We start from the raw sequence: 20,537 nt of genomic DNA, 5'->3' as shown, positions 1-20,537 counted from the left end.
AAAAATGTTTAGAATTGAGGGAAATATGAGATTAGAGCGTAAGAAAGAACATGTTGAAAGCTACTTAAAAACTGGATACAAAGGAGACAATCTCTTTAAGGATATATACCTTGAAAATAATTCTTTACCTGGTTTTGATTTTAGTGAAATAGATACAAAGGTGGAATTTCTTGGAAAAGTCGTAAATTTCCCATTGATGATAAATGCCATGACAGGTGGCGGTGAAGAGCTAAGTACCATAAATGAGGATCTTGCAAGAATTGCCAGAGACTTTAAAATTCCAATGGCGGTGGGCTCTCAAACCATAGGTTTGGAATACCCTAAGTGTAGAGAATCCTTCAAAATAGCAAGGGACATAATAGGGGAAGAGGGCGTTTTGATAGGCAATCTTTCTGCTACTAGCACTTTAGAGGAACTTCAAGAAGCTTGTGAAATGATAGATGCAAATGCAATGCAGCTTCATTTAAATGTATGTCAAGAGCTTTTTATGGAGGAAGGGGATAGGACTTTTACAAATTTAGAGAAAAATATTTCCTATCTTGTTAAAAACTTTAAAAAGCCTATTATAGTCAAAGAAGTTGGATTTGGTATTTCTTCAAAAGTTGCTAGAAAGCTATTTGACTCAGGGGTAAAATATATCGACATTGCAGGCTCTGGAGGAACCAATTTTATTGAAATTGAGGATATGAGAAACTTCAACAAGGACTATTCCGACATGTATAATTGGGGAATACCAACCTCTAAAGCCCTCATCGACTGTAAAAGGGAAGTGCCAGATGCCTTTTATATAAGTAGTGGTGGTGTGAATACTGCGGATAGTATTATAAAGTCCTTAATCCTAGGTGCAGATTTTACAGCCGCAAGTGGAGAGGTCCTAAGGTACTTGATGCATGGTGGTTTCAATGTTGCAAGAAGTTATATTGAAAGCACAATAGAAAAGTCAAGGATTATGATGATGTTACTAGGTGTAAAGAAGATAGAGGACCTAAAAGGTGTAGACTATGTCATAACTGGAAGGTTAAAGGAACTAGTCTCTAGATAAGTTCAAATAAATATAATCGACACTTTGTGGTGTTGAAATGATAAAAAACGAGCATTCAATTAAATTTGAATGCTCAATTACTTTATTTTACTTCTCTATAGGACTGCATAACCGAAGAGAAAATCTCTGAACTTGAAGGTGGTGTATAGGTGATTGCATTGGCACCGGCTTGAATGGTTTGCATAATGGACTCCTCAGTCTTTCCACCGGTTGCTATGATTGGAAAATCTATTCCAAAGATATCCCTTACTTTTTTTACGATTGCAACGGTGTTTTTTCCGCCAGATATATTAAAAATTTGAGCGCCTGCTCTTACCTTTCCCTCAAAATCATCATTTTCTGAAACTACTGTAGCAACTACTGGTATGTCCAAGGCATCGGAGATCTCTTTTATCACTTCGTTTTGTATAGGTGCATTTACTACAACTCCATAGGCTCCTAAAAGCTCAGCTTGTAGGGCTAGATATACTGATCTATTGCCAGAGGTCAATCCACCGCCTACTCCAATGAATAAAGGCACAAAGGATGCGGACATCAGCGCCTGGGTAATGGTTAAAGTCGGTGTGAAAGGATAGACTGCCATAACTGCATCTGGGTTACTATTTTGAATTACAGCAATATCTGTGGAAAATATTAGGGACTTAATCCTCTTGTTCAATATGATTATGCCACTGGCATTTCTAATAACTTTTGGCAACTGAACAGAACGTCTTCTTAAAACCGATTCTACTTCAGGAATAAAAACTTCTCTTTTCATCATTACCTCCTTCTTACTTCTTGATTATACCATCTTATTTAATTTAATTAAATATATTTGAAAAGTCTGATGAATTGTGGTAATATACTTAAGTAATCCTTGCCGCGTAAGCGAGCCGGAAGTCCAGAAGGAGGTGTAATATAATGAAGAATTATGAAGGAGTTATAGTTTTTAAGCCAGATCTAGAAGATGAGGCTAGAAATAAATCCCTTGATATTATCAAGAGTACTATCGAATCTAATGGTAAAGTTCTTGAAGTAGATGAATGGGGTAAAAGAAAACTAGCTTATGAAATCAATTATATTAAAGAGGGATACTACTGTATAATTAATTTCGAAGCAAACCCAGAATTGATTTACGAACTACAAAGAAAATGTAGAATTGCTGATAATATTATCAGATATATGTTCGTAGTTAAGAAAGCCTAAGGAGGGCAAAGTTGAACAGCGTTAATTTAATAGGAAGACTTACGAGAGATCCTGAACTTAGATATGCTGCTGGATCGGGTTTAGCAATTTGTAGATTTACCTTGGCAGTGGACAGAGGAATGTCTAAGGACAAGAGAATGGAAGCCCAACAAAAAGGTCAACAAACTGCTGACTTTATAGGAGTTACCGCATTTGGTAAAACTGCTGAACTTGTTTCTACTTATATAACAAAGGGTAGAGAATTGGCTATTTCTGGTAGGATTCAAACCAGTTCTTATGATGGCCAAGATGGCAAAAGGATTTTTAGAACCGATGTAATTGCCGATAGAATCTACTTTATTGGAAGTGGTGGAGGATCGAACCAAAACTCCAACCAAAATATGAATCAAAACAATCAAGGTTTTAACCAAGGTAACAACTACAATAAAGACATTGGTTTTAGTCAAGATTTTAATGACGACGATTTTGGATTAGGTGGAGATGCTTTTCCTTTAAACGATGACGACATACCATTTTAGATAAGGAGGGTACTTTAATTGCAAAGAAGATTTAGACCTAGAAGAAGAGTTTGTGCTTTTTGTGCTGATAAGAACAAAAAGATAGACTATAAAGATATTAATACATTAAAGAAATATGTATCTGATAGAGGTAAAATTCTTCCAAGAAGAGCTACTGGATGTTGTGCAAAACACCAAAGAGCTATTACGGAAGAAATCAAAAAAGCAAGACAAGTAGCATTGCTACCATATTCAGCTGAATAGTTTGCTTAAAAATTTAAAATAAGAATATTTGTATCTCCTGTATTGAATTATCAGTCGGGAGATATTTTTTTATTCATTGAAATAGGCAGGAAAACTGAACTAATTATTTTTTAAAGAATTGCATCAACTTAATATTTAAAGGATACAAGGGTTGTATTAATAAAACTGCAGTATCTATGGTATAATCTCTATAGGAATGGAGAACAATATGAAAATTTGTTATTTAGCTGATGTAACCAGCGCACATACTAAAAAGTGGTGTAAATATTTTTTGTCCAAGGGCTATGAAATTGTGATCATATCCCTTACATCTGGGGAAATTCCCGGTTGTAAAGTATATGATTTCAATGTTGGCGACACTATTTATAAAAGTGATATCAACAAACTCTTCTCCTACTTTGGAAAGGTTAAGAGGGTTAAGGAGCTTATTAAAAGTGAAAATCCGGATATAATTCATGCCCATTATGCTACAAGTTACGGACTTTTAGGTTCGTTATTAAATTTTAAACCCTATATATTGTCTGTTTGGGGGTCGGATGTTTACGATTTTCCAAGGAGATCTTTTATTCATAGGGGTCTTTTAAAGCATAATTTAAAGGCTCCAACTCTTTTGATGTCTACATCGACGGATATGAAAAAGGAAATTCAAAAGTATACAAATAGGGATGTGTTAGTCACTTATTTTGGAGTAGATCCTGACATCTATAGACCAATGGAAGGACTTAAAATGAAGGATACCTTTGTGATGGGAACTATTAAATCCCTCTTTAAGGTATATGGTTTAGAATACCTTGTAAAGGCCTTTAAACTTCTTGTAGATAAATATCCAAAGGAAAAGTTTAAGTTGATCTTGGCAGGTCAGGGTGAAGAAGAGGATAATTTGAAAAAGCTGGTAAGGGACTTAAATTTGGAAAATTTTGTGGAATTTCCTGGTTATTTAAGTATTGATGACCTGGTTAAGACATATAATACGATGGACATTGCAGTCTTTCCTTCACTACAGGAGAGCTTTGGAGTGTCTGCTGTGGAGGCGCAAAGTTGCGGGGTTCCAGTGGTGGCTACAGATGTTGGAGGCTTACCTGAAGCGACCAATCCTTCAAAGAGTTCGTTGCTTGTAAAACCAAAAGATGAAAATGAGCTTTTTAAGGCTATGGAAAAATTGTATTTAGATGAAGATTTGAGAAAAACTATGGGACATAATGGTAGAAAATATGTTTTGGAAAAATTTGTATTGGAGGAAAATTTTTCCCATATCAACAAGATTTACCATTCTGTTTTAAAAGGGGAATTGAATGAGATATATTAGAACAATTGGCTTAATATTAATCGATATTTTTATAATAAATTTTAGTTATATCTTTGGACTTTATTTGAGATTTGATGGCAATTTGCCGGATGTGTACTTAGATAAATATTTGGATTTTGCTATTTATATAACTGTATTTCAAATAGTGGTCTTTTTTATTATGGGACTTTACAAAACCCTTTGGAGATATGCAAGCATTGAGGAATTTGTACGGGCTTTAGGGGCTGTTGTAATTTCAAACTTTATTGTTACTGCGGGCATGCTAATAGCCATAAATAAGGACATTCCAAGGTCTGTATATGTTATTGCTCTAGTGTTTGAAGCTATATTAATACCTGGAATAAGACTTACTTCCAGGGCGAAATATAGTTTGATAAATAATAAATCTTCCAATAAGACCAATTCTAGACCTAAGAGGACTCTGATCGTTGGGGCTGGGGAAGCTGGTGTTCTAGTGGTTAAAGAGCTAAATAAGCACCATGAAATACTCAATGTTCCCATTGGTTTTATAGACGATGATATAAATAAGAAAAATAGAATCATAAAGGGTGTTCCTGTTCTTGGAACTAGGGAAGACATTGAAGATGTTGTAAAAGACTATGATATCGAAGAGATTATCGTGGCACTTCCTTCTGCAAAAGACAATGATACCAGAGATATTTTACAAAGATGTAACCGAACTAAAATTAAAACTAAATTGATTCCTGGTTACTATACTGTAATAGATGAAAAGAACTTTGACCTTAAAAAGATGAGGGAAGTTCAAATCGAAGACTTGTTGGGTAGAGAAGAAGTTCATTTGGATTTAGACTCTTTAAATGAATTTATAAAGGGCAAAGTGGTTATGGTTACTGGGGCTGGTGGTTCCATAGGATCGGAACTATGCAGACAGATAATTAAATTCAATCCAGATAAGTTGGTTATGGTGGATATATACGAAAACAATATCTACAATATTCAAATGGAGCTAGTGCGTAAGTATAAGAATCCGCCTATTGAAGTCTTGATTGACAGCATTAGAGATGCTACTAGAATGGATTTAATCTTTGATAAGTATAGACCTGAGATAGTCTTTCATGCTGCTGCCCATAAACACGTTCCACTAATGGAGGATTCACCTGTTTCTGCAATAAAGAACAATGTATTTGGAACTTTAAATCTACTGGTATGTGCCGACAGATACAATGTAAATAAATTTGTCAATATATCAACGGATAAGGCGGTTAATCCCACATCTGTTATGGGATGTACAAAGAGAATATGTGAAATCATGATTCAGACCATGGATAAGCAGTCAAAAACTGATTTTGTAGCTGTAAGATTTGGAAATGTTCTTGGATCCAATGGATCTGTTATTCCGTTATTTAAGGAACAGATTAAAAATGGTGGTCCTGTAACGGTAACCCATCCAGACATAATAAGATATTTTATGACCATACCGGAAGCTTGTCAGTTGGTATTACAGGCCGGTGCCATAGCTAAAGGTGGAGAGATTTTCATCTTAGATATGGGAGAACCCGTTAGGATTGTGGATTTAGCTGAAAAGTTAATAGAACTTTCCGGTTTTGTGCCAAATCAAGATATAAAGATTGAGTTTACTGGCCTTCGTCCAGGAGAAAAGCTTTATGAGGAATTGATTTTGGATTTGGAAAATTCATGTAAGACGGATTTTGAAAAGATATTCATTGAAAAACCTGTGACCCATGACAAGGAAAGACTTAATACGGGGCTTGATAAATTAAAGAATGACTTAGATTCTAAGGATTATTTAGTGCTTTTGGAAGATTTGAAATATATTGTACCAAATTTCACACCGGAAAGGTTAGAAGATAATAGACAATGAAAGTGTTGATGGCTAGTCAAGGTATCCCAAATTCTAAAAGTCCCATGTATGGAATCCACCAGTTGGAATATGCAAAGGCATTAATGGAATTTGGGATTGAAGTCTACATTGTGGCTTTGGATTTAAGGTCAATCCGAAGATGGAGAAAATGGGGATATCATAGGGGAGAAATCCAGGGTATTAGGTATTACAATATTAGTTTGCCCTTGGGAAATTTCAATGAACTCCTTCAAATGAAATATGGTTCTAAAGTTTTGGGTAAATATTTAAATGATATTCTTGAGGAAGAAAGGGGAACGGATTTAATTCATAGTCACTTTTTGAATCACAGCTACCCCTTTGTTCACGCCGCTAAAAACAATGGACTTGATATACCAATAGTGATTTCAGAACATTCTTCCCATGTAAATAAAGAAAATATCCAAGATATTACAAAAGAGAAGAGGATTATTGGAAATTACGTTTATAATAACTGTGACAAGCTTATAGTAGGAAGCCCTTATTTTAAATCTGTACTTGAAAAAAACTTCGGAGTCGAAGCTGTGGTTTCACCTACTGTTGCAGATACGAAGTCCTTTACTTTGGATAATAAGGATTTTCAAGAGGGTACTTTTAGGGTTGTATCCACCGGTAATTTGATTGTGGACAAGGGGCATTTTGAGCTTATTTCAGCCTTTTCCAAGGTCTTTAAGGGTGTAGATGCGACTTTGAAGATATTTGGACAGGGCGTGGAATATAATAATTTAAAAAGATTGATTGAAAGCAAAGGCATGACGAATCAGATTTATTTGCTAGGACATCACAGTTTAGATGAGATTAATAAAGAGTACAATAATTCAGACCTCTTTGTATTAGCATCCCATCATGAAACCTATGGAAAGGTTTATATCGAGGCGATGAGTTCTGGTCTGCCAGTGATCACAGTGGACAATGGTGGTTCTGAACATTTTATAAAAGATTTCAATGGCGTTATTGCACAAAAGAAAAATGTAGAGGATTTAGCAAATAAACTGAAATTAATGTATAATAAAATTAGGACTAATGAGCTTGATAAATCAAGGATAAGGGAAAATGTATTGTTAAATTTTTCAAAAGAAGCAAGTATTAGAGATTTAAAGAGGATATATTCTGAGGTTTTAGAAGGAGATAATTATGTCGAAAAGAGGAAAGAGGAGCTTTAAAGATATAAATAAAAAGTATAGTTTTTTAGACGACGGCGTTGAAGGGCTAAAAAACAGAAATGCTACTAGGGATGAAAAGTCCCGTGAAAAGGCTCAAAGACAAGAGGAGAGAACAAGGGAAACTAGGGCGTCTAGAGGAAGCAAAAGAGTTTCTAGGAACCAAGATTTTAGAGATCATACAATAAAGATGGACGCTGCGGCAATTGAAAAGGAACGTAGAAGGCTTGAAGTTCTTGCCATGAGGGAGAGACAGAGAAAGAGTAAGCGAGCTAGGTTAATCGGCATTGGGCTTTCTATTGTCGGAGTAATAGTTCTTGCGATTCTTTTAAAGACTGTCCTTGATGGAAAGACTAAGAAAAATGTTGCTACCACAGAGCCTACTAATGTAATAGAGACAATCAATAGTGATGAAACTACTACTTTAAAGGGTTTTGTATTAGTTAGTAAGGGAGTAAAGTATTATCAAGAAAGTAATACTTCTTCAACTGAACTTGGAGATATCGCTGCAGGAACTTACTTAGAAAATTATGGTGTAACCAATGGTTTTAACAAGATAAAATACAATGGCGTAGACGGTTATGTAGAAAGTTCTAACCTTTCATCTGTAAAAAACCCTGAGCAACTTAAAGTTATCAAGGGCTTGCCAATTGTAAATGACAAATACAGTCTTCCTGAAGAGTTTCAACCAGGTATGAATGTTCAGGCAAAGACCAATTTTGACATTATGGCGAGAAAGGCTAAGGAAGATGATGTAATCATAAAGATTGCCAGTGATTACAGAAGCTATGAGCAACAAAAGACCAATGGATATACTGATGGTGTTTCTGCCTATGGAGAATATAAGGCGGATGGTTCTGAAGTTGAGCCGGGTAATAGTGAGCACCAAACTGGTCTTGCCTTTGATGTTGTAGGGGAAGATTATGAAAATAAATACAATGAAAACTTTGCCGACAGCAAAGAGTATAAGTGGCTACTAGAAAATGCTCATAAGTACGGTTTTATTATAAGATATCCAAAGGATAAGGAAAATATTACTGGAAGGAAATTTGAGCCTTGGCATATTAGATTTGTTGAACCAACCGTTGCAGATGAAATGCACAAGAACAATCTTTCATTGGAAGAGTATTTAGGTTTATCCAAGGTTGAAGACAACAATGAAGATGGCAATGCTCAAAGTGACAATGACAACAACGATGATGAAAACAACGTGGACGATGAAAATCAAGTCGATGTAAATAATGATGAAAACAACCAAGATGATCAACAAAATGGTTCTAATAATGACAATGAGAATACCCAGGATAATCAAGACAATGAAGATTCTCAAGATGATCAACAGAACCAGGATGATGAAGACAACGCAAACTAGTTGGTAGGTGTAAGATGGATATAGGTATTATCTTAATATGTGTCGTATTGATGATGCTATTTTTCGGGCTTTTAGGACTGTCCTTTAAAATAGCTGGCAAATTATTGATAAACAGTATTTCTGGTTTAGTACTCCTAGCAGTATTTAATTTTGTAGGGAGTATATTCGGATTATCTTTACAAATTACATTTTTAAATGCAGTTGTAGCTGGAATATTTGGCATTCCTGGTATAATTGTGTTATTATTGTTAAAGTCTTAAGAAATTAAATATGGAGGGAAATATGACAGATTTTAAAATTGATGCTCAAATTAGAAAGGGCACAGGAAAAAATAAAGTAGATAAATTGAGAGTTGAAAAGAAAGTTCCTGGTGTAATTTATCAAAGAGGAGAAGAAAATATCAACTTAGAATTACTTGAACAAGATCTAGATAAATTATATTTAGAAGCTGGAACTTCAAACCTTATCACTTTAAATATCGATGGGGATTCTAGAAAGGCTCTAATTAAGGACGTTCAAAAACATCCTTTCAAAAACCAATATATTCACGTGGATTTTGTAGGTGTTGACATGTCTGAAAAGATGAGAGTTGTTATTCCTATTGTTCTTGAAGGTAGGGACGAGATTAAAGTTCAACCATCTGTATTGATGCAAATTTTAAATGAAATTGAAGTAGAATGTCTACCTGCTGATTTACCATCTGAAGCTGTAGTAGAAGTTCAAGATATGGAAATTGGTGACACTGTAACCGTTGAAGATCTTGATGTTTTCAAAGATGAAAAGGTTGAAATCTTTATGGATCCTGAAGAAACTGTAGCTACTTTAACTGAACCTAGAGAAGAAGAAATTGAAGAGGAAGTTGAAGAAGTTGATGCAGCTGATGTTCCAACAGTTGAAGAAACTGAACAAGAAGAGGAAGAAGCTGACGAAGAATAAATCTTTTAAGTCGGATTTTTAAAGAGATTAAATAAAAAAACTTTAAAAAATGCTTGACAGAGTTAGTTTTCTCTGGCATAATATACAAGGTAATTAAATACTGCCAAAGACAGTAGGTGTCTAAAGACTTAATTTCCTACCGAGGTGGACAAGATTAGATAATAGATCTTTCTGCCTTTTGGTGGAAAGATTTTTTTGTTAGATAGCTGAATTTTGGCATTAAGTTGAAATAGTAGCGGAGGTGAATTTTTTGAAAGACCGTGTTTTAGAACAAAAAGAATCAGTTGTTGCTGAGATAACTGAAAACATTGAATCTGCAAAGTCTATCGTATTGGTTGACTATAGAGGTTTAAATGTTGAAGAGTTAACTGAGCTTAGAGACAGATTTAGAAAAGAAAATGTTGTTTATAAAGTATATAAGAATACAATGATGGACATTGCCTTTAAGAAGCTTGGTCATCAGTCAATTTTAGAGCATTTGAAAGGACCTAATGCAGTTGCTTTTAGTATGGAAGATGCAACAGCTGCTGCAAGAATTGCAAATGACTTTGCAAAGGATCATGAAAAATTAGAAATTAAAGCAGGTTATATAGATGAAAAATTCCTAGATTTAGACGGAGTTAAAGAATTAGCATCTATACCATCAAGAGAAGTTCTTATTGGAAAATTACTTGGCAGCTTGAAGGCTCCAGTATCAAACTTTGTATACTTAATTGATGCAATAGCCAAGAAAAAAGAAGAATCAGGAGAAGCTACAGCAGAAGTAGCAGCAGAATAATTTAAAAAATAATACCGGAGGTTAATAATGAATATTGAACAAATATTAGAAGCAATTGAGAACATGTCAGTTCTTGAATTAAATGATTTAGTTAAACAAGCAGAAGAAAAATTTGGAGTTTCAGCTTCAGCACCAGTTGTAGTTGGTGGAGCAGCTGCAGCAGGTGGAGAAGGCGCAGGAGCAGCAGACGAAAAATCTGAATTCGATGTTGTTCTTGAATCAGCTGGAAATGAAAAGATTAAGGTTATCAAGGCAGTTAAAGATATTACAGGTCTTGGATTAAAAGACGCTAAGGCTTTAGTTGATGGAGCTCCTAAGACAATTAAGGAAACTGTAGCTAAGGCAGAAGCTGAAGAAATGAAAGCTAAATTAGAAGAAGTTGGAGCTACTGTAGAACTTAAGTAATTACCAAAAAAACAAAATGGTACTTTGGGATTGTTTTTCCCAGTACCATTTTTTATTATCTAAAAGTATGCGATACAATTTTTGCATCTTAATTTCTAATTAAATAAAGTTTACATGAATTGAGCCCATGGATGATTTAAGTCTTAAAGTGTTTGGTTCATGGTACTTATATTTATAGGTTTTAGAACTGTTATCTTCGCTTTCATCATCTATTTTCATACTTCCCATATCCGTCTTTGTTCTTATGGAAATTTCCCTAGGATCTTGTTCTAATTCTAGTTTAATTGACCCCATAGATGTTCCAATTTCGTTTTTACCTAGTAAGCCTCCTAAAATATTGATGCTTCCCATACTAGATTTTACTTTAGAGTTGGTAACAGATAGATCAATTCCTTTAAAAGAACCCATAGACATCTTTATTTCAAAGTCTTCAAGGCTTAAGTCCTCCAGTTTTATGGAACCCATACTTACATCCAGTCTACCCTTACTACAGGAGATTTCTTGCATTTTAAAAGAACCCATGGAAATATCTCCTTCCATTTTATTAAATACAAAATTTTCTGGAAGGGTAATGGTTATTTTATGGGAGTTTTGAAGTTGAAAACCCAAGTCTTCATCTTCTAAGTATAAAGTGTCATCTTTAACTATATAGTAAATTTCTCCTGGGGTATTCAATTCGATTTTTAGAGAAAAATCGTTTTTATCAGTGGTCTTTATAGATACAGAGCTATATTCTAAATCCATAACAAGATTGTGGAATTCAGGAAGAACTTTTTTTACCATTTCACCTATTTCAGCGGAAATTTTTTCGGGATTTTCCATTTCTTCAATCCTCTGTTCATAACCTTTTCTTTTTCTTAAATTGTCATCTAAAAAATCTTTAAACTTTTCAAACATTTAGCACCTCCTACATTAATTATACCCTATTTAAAATTATCAGGTTATAAATTTAACTTCCTTATGATACAATTTTAAGTTAGAGAGGACGATATTATGAACAATAAATTTACTCACTTGCATCTGCATACAGGCTACAGTCTTTTAGATGGCTTTAGTCCTATTCCTAAGCTATTAGATTATGCAGAGGAATTGGAAATGGATTCAATTGCTATAACTGATCATGGTTGTATGTTTGGGGTAGTGGAGTTTTATAAAGAAGCGAAAAAAAGAAATATTAAGCCTATTATCGGTTGTGAGGTCTATACTGTAGATAAGAATTATATGGATAAAAGCCCTCAGAATAAAAATTACAACCATTTAGTATTATTGGCGGAAAATAATAAAGGTTATAAGAACCTTATGAAAATTGTATCCTTAGGATATATCAATGGATTTTACTATAAGCCAAGAGTGGACAACGAGGTTCTTAGGGAGTATAGTGAAGGGATTATCTGTCTATCTGCCTGTTTAAAAGGAAAGATATCTGTAAAGCTGGTGAATAATGACTATTCAGGCGCAAGAGCTGCAGCTCTTGAATTGGAGGATATATTTGGTAAAGGTAATTTCTTTTTAGAAGTTCAAAATCATGGCATGAAGGAAGATGAAATTGTTATAAGTCAGATGGAAAGACTTTCAAAGGAAATCAATATTCCAATTTGTGCCACTAATGATGTTCATTACATTAAAAAAGAGGATTGGAGAAATCATAAGGTACTTCTTTATGTTCAGTTGAATAAGACTTTAGACGATAAGACTGAAGGAGAGATGTACTATGCTCCAGGGGAATTTTATTTAAGATCTGCAAAAGAGATGCTTGAATTATTTCCAGGACATGAGGAGTATTTGGAAAACACTGTAAAAATTGCAGACCGATGTAATGTCACTTTGGATTTTGAGAATATGCATCTTCCTTATTTTCAGATTCCAAAGGGATATACCAATAGCGAGTATCTTAGACAACTTTCTGCCACTGGAGCTTTGACCAGATATGCAAAAGTTACTGATGAGATACAAAGTAGATTAAATTTTGAGTTAAATACCATTGAAGATATGGGTTATGTGGATTATTTTCTAATTGTTTCAGATTTTATTAGATTTGCCAAGAGTAAGAATATTCCTGTAGGACCAGGAAGGGGATCTGCTGCTGGTTCTCTTGTAAGTTATGTTCTTGGTATAACCGATATAGATCCTCTAAAATACAATTTACTCTTTGAAAGATTTTTAAATCCAGAGAGGGTGTCTATGCCTGATATAGATATAGACTTTTGTTATGAGAGAAGGGAAGAAGTCATAGACTATGTGGTGGAAAAATACGGAGAAAATAAAGTTGCCCAAATAGTTACCTTTGGTACTATGGGCGCTAGAGGCTCTATAAGGGATGTAGGACGGGTAATGGGAATGGACTACTCACTAGTTGACATGGTGGCTAAAAACGTGCCAGATCTCCTAAATATGACCATTGAAGACGCTTTGGATCTAAGTCCTGAGCTTCAGAAGCTATATAATGAATCAGAAGAGGTTAAAAACTTAATAGATGTAGCTTCTGATCTTGAAGGAATGCCAAGACATACTTCTACTCATGCAGCTGGTGTGGTGATTTCCAAAGAACCAATAGTGGAGTATGTTCCCCTTGCGAGAAATAAAGATGCGATTATAACTCAGTTTAATATGACGGAGTTGGAAGAGTTGGGCCTGTTAAAGATGGATTTCTTAGGATTGAGGAATTTAACAGTTATCGATGATGCTATTAAGTTGATTGAAAAAAATAGAGGCAGGACTATAAATATTGATGAGATTAACGTAAATGACCCTAAGGTCATAAATCTATTTAACAAAGCTGAAACTTTAGGAATATTTCAATTTGAGTCCGATGGCATGAGAAATTTCTTAAGTGAATTAAGGCCTACAAAATTTGATGATTTAATAGCTGCTAACTCTCTATTTAGGCCTGGGCCAATGAATGAAATTCCAAATTATATAAAAAATAAAGAAAATCCTCAAGATATTAAATATTTACATCCTCTTCTAAAACCCATTTTGAATTTAACCTATGGCACTATAGTGTATCAAGAGCAGGTTATGCAGATAGCTCAAAAGCTTGCAGGCTATTCCTTAGGAGCTGCTGACAACTTGCGTAGGGCCATGAGTAAGAAAAAAATGGATGTTATGGAGCAGGAGAGAAAAAAATTCATCTATGGAGATTTTGATGAAAAGGAAAATTTGGTAATAGAGGGTGCTTTGAGAAGGGGCGTTGATGAAGAAACTGCAAACCAAATTTATGATTTGATGATAAAGTTTGCAAACTATGCCTTTAACAAATCTCACTCTGCTGCATATTCTTTAGTGGCCGTTAGAACGGCTTGGCTAAAATATTATTATCCTGTTGAATTCATGGCAGCTCTTCTATCTTCTGTAATGGGTTCTACTACAAAGATAGCTTTATATATTCAAGAGTGTAGACGTCTAAATATCAATATTTTACAACCAGATGTAAATTATAGTTATAAGAAGTTCTCCGTAGATGGGGAGGATATTAGGTTTGGACTTTCAGCTATTAAAAACGTAGGAACAGGACTTATTGAAGCCATTGTAAAGGTAAGAGAAAAAGGTGGTAAATTTCACAGCTTTAGAGAGTTTATAGAGAGGATTGCCTCTGAAAATCCTCAATGTATCAACAAAAGAGCTATTGAATGTCTTATTAAGGCGGGAGCTTTTTCTTCCATCTGTAAAAATAGAAATTCCATGATGGTGGAACATATTATGATTATAGATTCGGTTTTAAAGGACAAGAAGTCCAATATACCAGGGCAATCTAGTCTTTTTTCCAAAATGGATAATGAGAGTGAAGGTTATACAGATACTACTTATTCAGTAAAAGAATATCCAAAAAAAGAATTGTTAAAGTATGAAAAAGAAGTTCTGGGTATATACCTTACGGATCATCCCTTGAAAGAATATGAGGACTTTATTAGAAGGACAATAGAATTTTCCAGTTTGGATATAAGTAGTGAAAATAGAGAAGCAGAACAAAAATGGGATAAGAAAAAAGTTACTGTTGCTGGTATTATTACCTCAGTATTTAAGACACTTACCAAGACCAGTAATGAACCAATGGCCTTTGTAACTCTTGAAGATCTATATGGCAGTATCGATTTAGTTTTCTTTCCTGACCAATATCGAAGGTATAAGACTTATCTTGAGGAAGACAATATAGTCATAATCAGTGGTAGAGTTAATATAAATGAGACAAATCAAGGTGGTATTATAGTTGGAAAGTTGGACTTAATTGAAAATGTTGTTAAAAACAAGACTCTACTTTTACTTTTTGAAGAGGGAAATGAGGACAAGAAAGTTGAATTGGTAAAGAATATCCTGTTTAAAAACCAGGGTAAGACGAGAATAAAACTATACTTTTTTAGAAATGGACAGCAGTATATGTTTAACGAAAACTACACAGTTAATCTTGAGGACAAGGAGACTTTAAGAAAATTGGAAAATGTAGTAGGTAGGTCAAATATGAAAATAATTTAGAGGTGTTTTATGAAGACTATAGCTGTTTTAACCAGTGGAGGAGATGCTCCTGGAATGAATGCTGCCATTAGAGCAGTTACTAGGACATCCATTTTTAATGGACTTAGGATTATGGGTATTAGATTTGGATTTGATGGACTTATAAATGGGAATATCTATGAAATGAATGTATCTTCTGTTGCCGATATAATTCAAAGAGGTGGAACCATTTTAGGTTCTGCAAGATCTGAAGAATTTCAAACGGAAAGAGGCCAAAATCAAGCTGTTCAAATATTAAAGGACTTTGGTATTGACGGGTTGGTAATTCTTGGTGGAGATGGTAGTTTCAAAGGAGCACAAGCCCTGAGTGAAAAGGGAATTAAGACCATAGGAATTCCCTGTACTATAGATAACGATATGGGATATACCGACTCTACAGTGGGTTTTTATACTGCTGTAAATACGGTTACAGAAGCCATAAGTAAGTTAAGGGACACTTCGTCTTCCCATGGAAGGGCCAATATTGTTGAAGTAATGGGTAGGCATTGTGGCGATATAGCTTTGTATTCTGGCGTAGCCAGTGGAGCGGAAAGTATTATTATTCCAGAAAAGCCACTGGACTTAGAATCTATTATGAATAAGATAAAAAGAGGTAGAAAAAGAGGAAAACTTCATCACATAATAGTAATAGCTGAGGGAGTGGGCCGTCCTTATGTACTTAAGAACAAGATTAAAGAAGAGACCAATGTGGACACTAAAGTAACTATTCTAGGTCATGTGCAAAGGGGAGGTTCTCCTAGTCCTCACGATAGGTTGTTGGCTACTGAAATGGGTAATAAAGCAGTGAAGTTGTTAATTGATGGGCAGTCGGGATTGGCCATGACTATTAAGGGTGGAAAGATAGATTCAATCCCAATAAAAGAAGCAGTTGAGATACCCCATGTTTTAAATGAAGAATTATATGAAATGGCGGAAGAAATTTCGATTTAGTTGAGAATTCAGTAGGAGGATTTATGAAAAAGACAAAGATTGTATGTACTATAGGACCTGCCTCAGAGGATTTGGAAACTTTAAAGAAGCTTATGCTTCTAGGGATGAATGTATGTAGACTTAATTTTTCTCATGGCAATCACGAGGAACACCTAGTAAGGATAAATAATATAAAAAAAGCAAGGGAAGAGCTAGATCTACCTGTTGCCATAATGTTGGACACCAAGGGTCCTGAAATTAGAATTGGCGACTTTTCTGTTGACCAGATTCAGTTATCCATTGGGGATACCTTCATTCTTACTACAAGAGAGGTTTTGGGAGATCAAAGTCAAGTTTCTGTCTCTTATAAGGATCTACCAAAAGATGTGAAAATAGGTAGTCATATACTTGTTGATGACGGTTTAGTGGACTTACAGGTAACGGATGTAACTGATACGGATATAGTTACAAAAGTTATAAACTATGGAGTCTTAAAAAGTCGTAAAGGTGTAAATGTTCCAAATACGTCCATAAATTTACCGTCTATTACTGAAAAAGACTATGAGGACTTGGTATTTGGTGTTAAAAATGGAATAGATTTTGTTGCTGCTAGTTTTATTCGTAAGGCTGATGATGTTATTAATATTAGGAAGATTTTAGAAGAAAATGGTGGCAGTGAAATTCAGATAATCTCTAAGATAGAATCCCAAGAAGGGGTCACAAATTTAGATGAGATAATAGAAGCATCTGATGGAATAATGGTTGCTAGAGGAGATTTAGGTGTAGAGATAAAGACGGAAATCATGCCATTGGTGCAAAAACAGATTATCAGAAAGGCAAATCTCTCAGGAAAACCAGTAATTACCGCAACTCAAATGTTGGACTCTATGATAAGAAATCCTAGACCCACTAGGGCTGAAGTAACAGATGTGGCCAATGCCATCCTGGATGGTTCTGATGCAATTATGCTTTCTGGTGAGACGGCTGCAGGAACTTATCCTGTGGAAGCTGTAAAGGTAATGGGTGAAATAGCTGTATCTACGGAAATATCTAAGGATTTTCAAAATAGTACTGAAGTAAGGTCCACTTGGGTGGATGGTTATACCACAAGTGCTATTAGTCGTTCAACTAGAGACTTGGCTGGACAACTAGGAGCCTCAGCTATACTTACTGCCACTACTACAGGTTCTACTTCTAAAGCCGTATCTAGACTTAGACCCAATACTCCGATAATTGCTGCTACTTATGATGAATCCATTATGAGAAAACTAGCTTTAAGTTGGGGTGTATATCCTGTTATTTCAGAAATATGTAGCAATACAGATGAGGTTATTGACAGGTCCATAATGGCAGCTATGGAGAAAAACTTGGTTAAAGAAGGGGATTTAATAGTAATAACTGCGGGAGTACCTGCGGGAATTGGTGGTACTACTAATTTAATCAAGGTCCATACAATTGGAGAAATTATTATGAAAGGCCAAGGTATTGGCAAAGAGTCTGTAATTGGAATGGTTAAAAAGGGAAATACTGCCGAAGAGCTTATTAATAAATTTAAAGATGGAGATATACTAGTTACTGGCTCTGTGGATAAAGAGATGGTTACTTTCTTTGAAAGGGCTGGAGCTGTAGTTGTAGAAGAGGGTGGACTTACATCCCACGGTGCTATAATGGCTTTACATTTTAAAAAGCCGACTGTAGTTGGAGCACAAGATGCTATGCAACTACTGGAAGATGAAATGTTAATAACTGTAGACTCCCTTTCTGGGTCTGTATATAAGGGATCTGCAAGAGTACTTTAGGAGGAAAAATGAAAATTGCAATGGGAAGCGACCATGGTGGCGCTGAATTAAAAATGGAATTGATTAAATATATTGAAGAAATGGGTCATGAAGTTACTGACTTTGGAGTTAAAATTGGAGAAAAAGGGGATTATCCAAAGTATGGATTCAAGGTAGCGGAAGAAGTTGCCGGGGGTAATTTTGACTGTGGAATTATCCTTTGTGGCACGGGAATTGGAATTTCCATAGCCGCTAATAAGGTAAAGGGTATAAGATGTGCTGTTACGAATGAAGTTTTTTCTGCAAAAATGGCCAAAGAACACAATAATGCAAATATTATCTCCATTGGGGGAAGAGTTGTAGGATCTGAAGTTGCAAAGATGATCGTTTCCGAGTATTTAAATGCAGAGTATCAAGGAGGACGTCATGAAAATCGTCTTTGCATGATAACGGATTACGACAATGAACATAATTAATATAGTAAATTAAGGTTATTGGAATTGGAGGAAGTATGTTTAAGGGTATAGTTTTTGACATGGACGGGGTGTTGATAAATAGCGAGATATATTATTTTAATTCCCTAGTAGAGTTAATAGAGTCTGATGGAAATAAAGTTAATAGAGAGGACTTCAAGAGAATTGTAGGGCTTTCTGGAAATGATTCTAAAAATATTATTTCTCAGTACTATTTGGAAGATTTTCATTATGAGGATTTTATGTCTAGGTATAAATTGACTTACTTAGGGGATAAAATTGATTATAGTAAGCTTTTATTTCCCTATGTCAAAGAGACCTTGAACAGTTTAAAACAAAAGGGGTTGAAGATAGGCTTAGCCTCTTCTTCCCATCTTTCTACTATAAAGCGGGTTTTAAAAGAGTGCAATTTGGAAGGTTTTTTCGACTATATTATTGGGGGAGACCAGGTAAAAAACCCTAAGCCTGATAGTGAAATATATTTAAAGGCCGCTGCTGGTCTAGGACTTAAGGTTAGTGACTGTATTGCTGTGGAGGACTCCTTTGCAGGAATAAAGTCTGCAAAAAACGCTGGACTATATGTTATAGCAAAGAGGGACTATGAATTTTCCATGGATCAAAGTCTAAGTGATATAATTTTAGAAAATATGGAACTTATTCCCACAATTGTTGATATTTTAATGAATAACTCCACAGAATACAAATATAGTTCAATGGACTATGGGAGTAAATTATATTTAAAATCTCTATTCATCCAAAGGCAGATACAGGGAGAAGAAAGCAAAACTAACTTTAAAGAAATTTCCCAGGAGGATAATGTCTTTAGGTTGGCTTTGGAGGATGGAGATAATTTAGTAGGCTTTTTAGAAATAGATTTAAATTCTAAAGAGGATAAGTGGAAAATAGTAATAAATCCAAGTTATAGCTCTAATATTGCTGAAAGAGAATTGATGGATAGTCTTAATAGAATAAAAAAATGAGAAATTAACAAAATTAATGTTATAAATGGCAAAAGTTTGGTATACTGTATTTGAGGTAGTTTATGCGTATAGATAAGTTTTTAAAAAATTCAAGAATTATTAAGAGAAGAACTGTAGCAAAAGAAGCCTGTGATGGCGGAAGAGTGAAAATTAATGGCAAAACTTGCAAGGCAGGAGACGAAGTTTCTGTAAACGATATTATCGAAGTGGGTTTTGGCACGGGCACTGTAAAGGTAAAAGTATTAAAGGTATTGGAAAATCCTAGAAAAAATGAAGCTTCAGAAATGCTGGAAAGGATAGATTGATGAAGTCAGTCAGAAGACGACCTAAAAAGAAAAAAATCAATTTTATATTTATTGCATTTATTTTAACCCTGATATATTTTTCCTATGCTCTTGTGAGACAAGGTGTTAGGATATCTTCCTATGAAGGGGAATTAAATACCTACATTGCAAGACGGGATGAATTGGTCGATGAGATTTCTACTTTGCAAGAGGATTATAAGAATCGTGAAAGTCTAGAGTTTGCTGAAAAGGTGGCTAGAGAAAAATTAGGTATGATAAAGGCTAAAGAATATTTAGTTAAAGAAAAATAACTATTAACATTGACAAGAGCATTCTTTTATTCGTATAATTTTATGTATAATATTTTAGGAGGATTAATTAGTACATGTCTATTTCTGTAGGACAGATTTTGGAGGGAAAAGTAACGGGAATAACAAAGTTTGGAGCTTTTGTTTCTTTTCCTGAAGGAGAAAATGGTCTTGTACATATATCAGAAATATCTGATGAATATGTGGAAAAGATCGAAGATTTTTTAAAAAAAGATGATATAGTAAAAGTAAAGGTTCTTTCCATAAAAGATGGAAAGGTTAGTTTGTCAATAAAACAAGCTAAGAAAAAGTCTAGTAAGCCAGAAGAAATCCAATGGGACAATTCTAGTGCTGACAAGGACTTATCCTTTGAAGATAAGATGTCAAAGTTTTTAAAGGAGTCTAATGAAAAGTATGTTGAGATGAGAACCCGAGATAATAAAAGAAAACAGGGTAATCGTAGATCAAAAAGTTATTAGGACCGAAACCT

22 protein-coding genes and 1 other annotated feature are annotated in these 20,537 nt (G+C 34.7%); of the genes, 20 read left to right on the top strand and 2 right to left on the bottom strand.

From position 1 onward, the window contains the following. Positions 1–25: 25 nt before the first annotated feature. Positions 26–1,042: a type 2 isopentenyl-diphosphate Delta-isomerase gene (gene fni, locus Q1K37_RS02400; RefSeq protein WP_300409002.1), complete on the top strand. Its 1,017-nt coding sequence runs from the start codon at positions 26–28 to the stop codon at positions 1,040–1,042. Between the two features lie 82 nt (positions 1,043–1,124). On the opposite strand, the gene Q1K37_RS02395 is transcribed toward fni, so the two are convergent. After that, positions 1,125–1,802, bottom strand: coding sequence for a hydrolase (locus Q1K37_RS02395; protein WP_300409000.1), 678 nt, complete (start codon positions 1,800–1,802; stop codon positions 1,125–1,127). Positions 1,803–1,942: 140 nt separating this feature from the next. Between Q1K37_RS02395 and rpsF the strand changes: the two genes are divergently transcribed. The 11 genes from rpsF to rplL all read left to right on the top strand — a co-directional run bounded on the left by rpsF (position 1,943) and on the right by rplL (position 10,806). Further along, positions 1,943–2,227 carry a 30S ribosomal protein S6 gene (gene rpsF, locus Q1K37_RS02390; RefSeq protein WP_300408998.1) on the top strand — a complete coding sequence of 95 codons (285 nt, stop codon included), beginning with the start codon at positions 1,943–1,945 and terminating at the stop codon, positions 2,225–2,227. An 11-nt stretch (positions 2,228–2,238) separates the two neighbouring features. Beyond that, the gene (locus tag Q1K37_RS02385; RefSeq protein ID WP_300408997.1) at positions 2,239–2,745 is read left to right on the top strand and encodes a single-stranded DNA-binding protein; all 507 of its coding nucleotides are present in this window, start codon (positions 2,239–2,241) and stop codon (positions 2,743–2,745) included. A gap of 18 nt (positions 2,746–2,763) precedes the next feature. Continuing rightward, on the top strand, positions 2,764–2,988 hold the full coding sequence (gene rpsR / locus Q1K37_RS02380; RefSeq protein ID WP_300408995.1) for a 30S ribosomal protein S18: 225 nt from the start codon (positions 2,764–2,766) through the stop codon (positions 2,986–2,988). 208 nt (positions 2,989–3,196) lie between these two features. Then, positions 3,197–4,294 carry a glycosyltransferase gene (locus tag Q1K37_RS02375; protein WP_300408993.1) on the top strand — a complete coding sequence of 366 codons (1,098 nt, stop codon included), beginning with the start codon at positions 3,197–3,199 and terminating at the stop codon, positions 4,292–4,294. Further along, positions 4,281–6,137: a nucleoside-diphosphate sugar epimerase/dehydratase gene (locus Q1K37_RS02370; protein ID WP_300408990.1), complete on the top strand. Its 1,857-nt coding sequence runs from the start codon at positions 4,281–4,283 to the stop codon at positions 6,135–6,137. The genes Q1K37_RS02375 and Q1K37_RS02370 overlap by 14 nt, the downstream gene beginning before the upstream one ends. An 8-nt stretch (positions 6,138–6,145) precedes the next feature. After that, positions 6,146–7,318 carry a glycosyltransferase gene (locus tag Q1K37_RS02365; RefSeq protein WP_300408988.1) on the top strand — a complete coding sequence of 391 codons (1,173 nt, stop codon included), beginning with the start codon at positions 6,146–6,148 and terminating at the stop codon, positions 7,316–7,318. Beyond that, positions 7,290–8,687: a M15 family metallopeptidase gene (locus tag Q1K37_RS02360; RefSeq protein WP_300408986.1), complete on the top strand. Its 1,398-nt coding sequence runs from the start codon at positions 7,290–7,292 to the stop codon at positions 8,685–8,687. Before Q1K37_RS02365 ends, Q1K37_RS02360 begins: the two co-directional genes overlap by 29 nt. 14 nt (positions 8,688–8,701) lie before the next feature. Beyond that, positions 8,702–8,947, top strand: a complete 246-nt coding sequence (locus Q1K37_RS02355; RefSeq protein WP_300408984.1) for a pro-sigmaK processing inhibitor BofA family protein — start codon at positions 8,702–8,704, stop codon at positions 8,945–8,947. A gap of 22 nt (positions 8,948–8,969) precedes the next feature. After that, positions 8,970–9,623, top strand: coding sequence for a 50S ribosomal protein L25 (locus tag Q1K37_RS02350; RefSeq protein ID WP_300408982.1), 654 nt, complete (start codon positions 8,970–8,972; stop codon positions 9,621–9,623). A gap of 85 nt (positions 9,624–9,708) precedes the next feature. Continuing rightward, positions 9,709–9,828, top strand: a sequence feature (ribosomal protein L10 leader region). A 45-nt stretch (positions 9,829–9,873) separates the two neighbouring features. Next, positions 9,874–10,401: a 50S ribosomal protein L10 gene (rplJ, locus tag Q1K37_RS02345; RefSeq protein ID WP_300408981.1), complete on the top strand. Its 528-nt coding sequence runs from the start codon at positions 9,874–9,876 to the stop codon at positions 10,399–10,401. Positions 10,402–10,425: 24 nt separating this feature from the next. Then, positions 10,426–10,806, top strand: a complete 381-nt coding sequence (gene rplL, locus Q1K37_RS02340) for a 50S ribosomal protein L7/L12 (protein ID WP_300409161.1) — start codon at positions 10,426–10,428, stop codon at positions 10,804–10,806. Between the two features lie 99 nt (positions 10,807–10,905). On the opposite strand, the gene Q1K37_RS02335 is transcribed toward rplL, so the two are convergent. Then, complete coding sequence (locus tag Q1K37_RS02335; protein WP_300408979.1) at positions 10,906–11,703, bottom strand: DUF4097 family beta strand repeat-containing protein; 798 nt, start codon at positions 11,701–11,703, stop codon at positions 10,906–10,908. 96 nt (positions 11,704–11,799) lie between these two features. Here Q1K37_RS02335 and Q1K37_RS02330 point away from each other — a divergent pair, with 96 nt between their 5' ends. The 8 genes from Q1K37_RS02330 (at position 11,800) to Q1K37_RS02295 (ending at position 20,526) form a co-directional block, all read left to right on the top strand. Then, complete coding sequence (locus Q1K37_RS02330) at positions 11,800–15,276, top strand: DNA polymerase III subunit alpha (protein WP_300408977.1); 3,477 nt, start codon at positions 11,800–11,802, stop codon at positions 15,274–15,276. A gap of 9 nt (positions 15,277–15,285) precedes the next feature. Then, positions 15,286–16,245 (top strand): 6-phosphofructokinase, encoded by a 960-nt coding sequence (pfkA, locus tag Q1K37_RS02325; protein ID WP_300408975.1) that lies wholly within the window; start codon positions 15,286–15,288, stop codon positions 16,243–16,245. 23 nt (positions 16,246–16,268) lie between these two features. Further along, positions 16,269–18,023, top strand: coding sequence for a pyruvate kinase (pyk, locus tag Q1K37_RS02320; protein WP_300408973.1), 1,755 nt, complete (start codon positions 16,269–16,271; stop codon positions 18,021–18,023). Positions 18,024–18,031: 8 nt separating this feature from the next. Next, on the top strand, positions 18,032–18,478 hold the full coding sequence (gene rpiB, locus Q1K37_RS02315) for a ribose 5-phosphate isomerase B (protein WP_300408971.1): 447 nt from the start codon (positions 18,032–18,034) through the stop codon (positions 18,476–18,478). A 35-nt stretch (positions 18,479–18,513) separates the two neighbouring features. Further along, positions 18,514–19,455, top strand: a complete 942-nt coding sequence (locus tag Q1K37_RS02310; protein ID WP_300408969.1) for an HAD family phosphatase — start codon at positions 18,514–18,516, stop codon at positions 19,453–19,455. Between the two features lie 62 nt (positions 19,456–19,517). Further along, a complete protein-coding gene (locus Q1K37_RS02305) occupies positions 19,518–19,760 on the top strand; it encodes an RNA-binding S4 domain-containing protein (protein WP_300408967.1) in 243 nt (80 codons plus the stop codon). Beyond that, complete coding sequence (locus tag Q1K37_RS02300) at positions 19,760–20,050, top strand: septum formation initiator family protein (RefSeq protein WP_300408965.1); 291 nt, start codon at positions 19,760–19,762, stop codon at positions 20,048–20,050. The genes Q1K37_RS02305 and Q1K37_RS02300 overlap by 1 nt, the downstream gene beginning before the upstream one ends. A 74-nt stretch (positions 20,051–20,124) precedes the next feature. Then, positions 20,125–20,526 carry a S1 RNA-binding domain-containing protein gene (locus tag Q1K37_RS02295; RefSeq protein ID WP_300408963.1) on the top strand — a complete coding sequence of 134 codons (402 nt, stop codon included), beginning with the start codon at positions 20,125–20,127 and terminating at the stop codon, positions 20,524–20,526. The last annotated feature ends 11 nt before the right edge of the window (positions 20,527–20,537 follow it).

It is taken from the genome of Lagierella sp., from assembly GCF_029983815.1.
Taxonomy (GTDB): domain Bacteria; phylum Bacillota; class Clostridia; order Tissierellales; family Peptoniphilaceae; genus Mediannikoviicoccus.
This window is presented reverse-complemented; position numbering and strand designations above follow the sequence as displayed.

What these genes read in the sequence shown, in the direction of transcription:
- Q1K37_RS02310 (WP_300408969.1), top strand. Translation starts at nt 18,514, where the DNA reads ATGTTTAAGGGTATAGTTTTTGACATGGACGGGGTGTTGATAAATAGC.
- Q1K37_RS02370 (WP_300408990.1), top strand. Translation starts at nt 4,281, where the DNA reads ATGAGATATATTAGAACAATTGGCTTAATATTAATCGATATTTTTATA.
- Q1K37_RS02295 (WP_300408963.1), top strand. Translation starts at nt 20,125, where the DNA reads ATGTCTATTTCTGTAGGACAGATTTTGGAGGGAAAAGTAACGGGAATA.
- Q1K37_RS02395 (WP_300409000.1), bottom strand. Translation starts at nt 1,802, where the DNA reads ATGATGAAAAGAGAAGTTTTTATTCCTGAAGTAGAATCGGTTTTAAGA.
- rpiB (WP_300408971.1), top strand. Translation starts at nt 18,032, where the DNA reads ATGAAAATTGCAATGGGAAGCGACCATGGTGGCGCTGAATTAAAAATG.
- Q1K37_RS02350 (WP_300408982.1), top strand. Translation starts at nt 8,970, where the DNA reads ATGACAGATTTTAAAATTGATGCTCAAATTAGAAAGGGCACAGGAAAA.
- fni (WP_300409002.1), top strand. Translation starts at nt 26, where the DNA reads ATGAGATTAGAGCGTAAGAAAGAACATGTTGAAAGCTACTTAAAAACT.
- rpsF (WP_300408998.1), top strand. Translation starts at nt 1,943, where the DNA reads ATGAAGAATTATGAAGGAGTTATAGTTTTTAAGCCAGATCTAGAAGAT.
- Q1K37_RS02360 (WP_300408986.1), top strand. Translation starts at nt 7,290, where the DNA reads ATGTCGAAAAGAGGAAAGAGGAGCTTTAAAGATATAAATAAAAAGTAT.
- Q1K37_RS02330 (WP_300408977.1), top strand. Translation starts at nt 11,800, where the DNA reads ATGAACAATAAATTTACTCACTTGCATCTGCATACAGGCTACAGTCTT.
- Q1K37_RS02300 (WP_300408965.1), top strand. Translation starts at nt 19,760, where the DNA reads ATGAAGTCAGTCAGAAGACGACCTAAAAAGAAAAAAATCAATTTTATA.
- Q1K37_RS02375 (WP_300408993.1), top strand. Translation starts at nt 3,197, where the DNA reads ATGAAAATTTGTTATTTAGCTGATGTAACCAGCGCACATACTAAAAAG.
- Q1K37_RS02365 (WP_300408988.1), top strand. Translation starts at nt 6,146, where the DNA reads ATGGCTAGTCAAGGTATCCCAAATTCTAAAAGTCCCATGTATGGAATC.
- pfkA (WP_300408975.1), top strand. Translation starts at nt 15,286, where the DNA reads ATGAAGACTATAGCTGTTTTAACCAGTGGAGGAGATGCTCCTGGAATG.
- pyk (WP_300408973.1), top strand. Translation starts at nt 16,269, where the DNA reads ATGAAAAAGACAAAGATTGTATGTACTATAGGACCTGCCTCAGAGGAT.
- Q1K37_RS02305 (WP_300408967.1), top strand. Translation starts at nt 19,518, where the DNA reads ATGCGTATAGATAAGTTTTTAAAAAATTCAAGAATTATTAAGAGAAGA.
- Q1K37_RS02335 (WP_300408979.1), bottom strand. Translation starts at nt 11,703, where the DNA reads ATGTTTGAAAAGTTTAAAGATTTTTTAGATGACAATTTAAGAAAAAGA.
- Q1K37_RS02355 (WP_300408984.1), top strand. Translation starts at nt 8,702, where the DNA reads ATGGATATAGGTATTATCTTAATATGTGTCGTATTGATGATGCTATTT.